The sequence below is a fragment of the Sulfurimonas sp. genome, from assembly GCF_032250635.1.
Classification (GTDB): domain Bacteria; phylum Campylobacterota; class Campylobacteria; order Campylobacterales; family Sulfurimonadaceae; genus Sulfurimonas.
Window position 1 is genome coordinate 1 of sequence record NZ_JAVVFL010000197.1, and the last position, 4,010, is coordinate 4,010.

Annotated in this window: 3 protein-coding genes; all 3 read left to right on the top strand. The window is 34.1% G+C overall.

The window, feature by feature from the left end:
* Window positions 1-830 (top strand): class I SAM-dependent methyltransferase (locus RQ763_RS10340; RefSeq protein WP_314152864.1); only part of this gene is annotated, 830 nt, incomplete at its 5' end.
* Between the two features lie 2 nt (window positions 831-832).
* Complete coding sequence (pseI, locus tag RQ763_RS10345; protein ID WP_314152866.1) at window positions 833-1,855, top strand: pseudaminic acid synthase; 1,023 nt, start codon at window positions 833-835, stop codon at window positions 1,853-1,855.
* Window positions 1,856-1,878: 23 nt separating this feature from the next.
* The gene (locus RQ763_RS10350) at window positions 1,879-3,864 is read left to right on the top strand and encodes a 6-hydroxymethylpterin diphosphokinase MptE-like protein (RefSeq protein WP_314152867.1); all 1,986 of its coding nucleotides are present in this window, start codon (window positions 1,879-1,881) and stop codon (window positions 3,862-3,864) included.
* The last annotated feature ends 146 nt before the right edge of the window (window positions 3,865-4,010 follow it).

Consider the following 4,010-nt stretch of genomic DNA (forward strand, 5'->3'; position numbering starts at 1 on the left):
ATTTACCTACTCAAAAAGAGTTACAAAAATATTATTCAGAAAAATATTATCAAGAAAGCAGTATTCAATATTCCCATAAATATTCAGATGATGAATTAAAGCATTTTGAATACATAGCAAAGGTTGGACAATTTATATTTCAAAATCATTATAATAGTACAGATAGGTCTTTACTTGATGTAGGAACTGGTGAGGGGTTTTTTGCCAGCAGCTTTTTTCATGCTAAATGGAGTGTAACTACTATGGATTATTCAAGTAGTGGAATGAGCAATCATAATATTCATTTACTGGATACGCTAATTCAAGGAGATATATTTCAATCACTTGAAGATTTATGTGCTTATGAGAAAAAATTCAATTTTATAAATTTATCTAATGTATTAGAACATGTGATTGATCCTATCGAGTTACTAAAAACATTAAAATTATTGCTATCAAAAGAGTCGCTATTGCGAATTTCAGTGCCAAATGACTACTCTAATTTTCAGCAGTTTTTACAAGAAAAAAACTATACAAATAATACATGGTTGTGTCCGCCGGATCATTTACACTATTTCACTTTCGAATCTTTATCGAGTCTTCTTTTATCATTGGGGTATGAAATAGCAGTTTGCATGGGCGAGTTTCCTATTGAATTATACCTTTCTAATGAAGCTTCAAATTATGTAAAAAACAAAGAACTTGGGAAGTTTGCACATAAATCAAGAATAGAGGTCGACAATTTTCTATTTGAACAAGGAATAGAAAAATATATCAATTTTTATAAGGCGTGTGCTGATATAGGTCTTAGCAGACAAGTTGTGATTTATGCAAAGCTCAAGGAAGTATAAATATGAAAATAGGTAATTTTGACTTAGAAAAAGATGGCATATACATTATTGCCGAGCTTAGTGCAAATCATGGCGGTAAAATATCTATTGCAAAAGATACCATTAAGGCAGCCAAAGAGATAGGTGCTAACGCAATTAAACTTCAAACATACACTGCTGACACAATCACTTTAAATTGTGATAAAGATGATTTTATCATCAAAGGCGGAACTCTTTGGGATGATAAAAAACTATATGATTTATATACAGAGGCTTATCTGCCGTGGGAGTGGCATAAAGAGTTGTTTCTTTATGCAAGAGAGATAGGTATAGATATTTTCTCTTCTCCGTTTGATAAAACTGCAGTGGATTTTTTAGAAACATTAAATCCATCCGCTTATAAAATAGCATCATTTGAGATTACAGACTATGAACTTATAAGATATACGGCTTCAAAGATGAAACCGATGATTATATCAACAGGTATTGCTACGATAGATGAGATACAAGATGCCGTGGATATATGCAGAAGTGTCGGAAACAGTGACATTGTGCTTTTGAAGTGTACCAGTTCATATCCAGCACCGCTAGAAGAAGCAAATCTTTTGACTATTCCAAATTTAGCAGAGACTTTTGGAGTTATTTCCGGTTTTTCAGACCATACTATGGGAAGCACAGCCCCCATAGTCGCAGTTACGCTTGGAGCTAAAATAATAGAAAAACATTTTATCCTAGATAAATCTATCGGCGGCGCTGATGCTGATTTTTCAATGGACAAGCAAGAGTTTTCAGATATGGTTCAAGCAATAAGAGACGCCCAAAAACTTCTTGGCAAAGTTGATTACAGTATGGATGAAAAGAAGAAAAAATCACGACGATTTTCAAGAAGCCTTTATGTAGCTAAAGATATCAAAAAAGGTGAACTCTTTAGCGAAGAAAACATACGAAGTGTAAGACCTGGTTATGGAATGCACCCGAAATATTTGAAAGATGTTTTAGGTAAAAAAGCAGAGAGAGATTATGAGTTTGGAGAGGCTCTGAAATGAAAATATATACAATAAGGTTTTAATTGGAAGATATAAACACCATAATAACAAAAAACTTTAATGAAAACATCTCATATATAGAGCAGAATCATCCGCAACTTTTTTCAAAACTGGTTGCTCTTGACAATGCAGTACAACACTCCAATTATCAAGAAAAATATGAACTTGTATATGAGAATGGATACTTTGATGTTCTGGAAAAAAAGACAAACAGCTATCTCTACTCCAAAGACAGCAGGATTCACGCATCACTTGCCCAAGAGAGTATAGATTATACTCTAGATGAGAATCTCTTTGAGGGATTTCATAAGCACAATATTTCACTGGATGATTTAAAGCGATATGAAGATGAGAAACCTTTTGTCCATCACATGAGCGGTTATGCCCCTACTATCCACTACACAAACAGTAAATCACCAAAACAAAAAGAGCTAAAAAGCATAAATAAATTCATATTTTTCGGAGTCGGTCTAGGCTTGCATGTAACTTCCATCCATAAAAAGATAAAATCCAGCGTATATCTTATAGTAGAGGATGATTTGGAGCTCTTTAGACTCTCTCTTTTTGTTACAAACTATAAAGAGATATCGTTAGACGCGACACTCTTCTTTTGCGTATTTGAAGATGATAACCAGTTTTTTACAACTGCTACAAATTTCTTAAAGACAAAACATTACTACAATCACTACATAAAATATTTTCATATATTAAGCCATAGCGAAGAGAAGATAGAGCAGTTTCACGTAGCAGTAACATCCCAGTCTCATCTGCTCTTTTTCTACAACCATCTTTTAACGCAATATCTCACTCCGCTTGAGTATATTTTCTATGATTATCGCTTTTTAAACAGCTCGCTGAGTCTATCGGATAAACTAACTGATGAAAAACCGTTTTTGCTTATAGCCGCCGGCCCTTCGCTGCAAAAAAACATGGAGTGGCTTAAAAAAAACCGCAATCACTTTGTCATAGTAGCTCTCTCTGCGACCCTCTCTATTTTGGAAAAAGAGAAGATTGTACCGGACATCATCACGCATCTGGATGCCTTTGACGCGGCAAAAGCGCATTTCGAGAAGTTGAATTCTCTGGAGTTTATAAAAGATTCCATATATATGTTCACCGCAAGAACGCCAAAAGAAGTCGTTTCTATGTTTGACAAAAAAAGGCTTTTCTTTTTTGAAACAGGCACGCAGTACAAAAAATTATCTTTAAAGCCCTCAGCGCCTTGCGTAGGTTCACTAACGTATCAACTACTGCTAAGACTCAATGTCAAAAATCTCTATCTTCTTGGGTTGGATTTGGCAATTGACAGCAAAACCGGAAAAACACACTCTGACACACATGAGTATGTGCAAACTTTAACAATGCCTGAGAGTTCGGCTCAAAAACAGACGATGTCGTTCAAAGATAGTCTTTTTTATGTAGCTGGCAATTTAACCGATAAAGTGGCGACAACACCAAACTTTAAAATCTCTATCGATGCCATAAACCAAGCGACAAATATTTTAAAAAAAGAGACTCAATCCGTCTTTAACTTAAACGATGGAGCAAAGTTTCTAGGTACGATAAGCAAAAAACCAAGCGATATGACACTTAAATCAACTCAAGATATAAGAGCCCATATATACGACTTATGTCTTGAAAATTCCTCTTCACGGCTCGATGAAAATGAGATTAAAAATTTGTACAAAAAACTCTCCCACGCAAAACAAATGCAAAATATTATAACAAGCCATAACCAAAAAGAGAAACCGGATGCGAAAAGGTACCTAAGGGAGCTTGAAGAGCTTTGTCTTACAATAAGTAGCAGCGAAAATATAAACAATTATGAGCTCGCTCGAGTTTTAGACACATGCAGCCAATACATTCTGACTTATATCTTTGATTTTTTTAACACGGTGGGGTTGGAAAATGAAAAAGAGCATATAGAAAACATTGATAATATGCTTGTCTCGCATATGCTTAAAATTATAGATTTTTACAAAAATGCCTTGGACTCAAGATTAGAATAAAAAACAAATGCTAAAATCAGTATATAAATGAAAGAGGTTATAATGGAAACAATAGAGACAAAAGCAATCCAAACATATGAAAAAAATTTAGAATTTTTTGCTAAAAAGCATATAGATGTAATGGATAAACTGCAAGAATTCAATTT

Excerpts from the sequence above, each read along its gene's own strand:
- pseI (WP_314152866.1), top strand. The coding sequence starts at position 833 with ATGAAAATAGGTAATTTTGACTTAGAAAAAGATGGCATATACATTATT.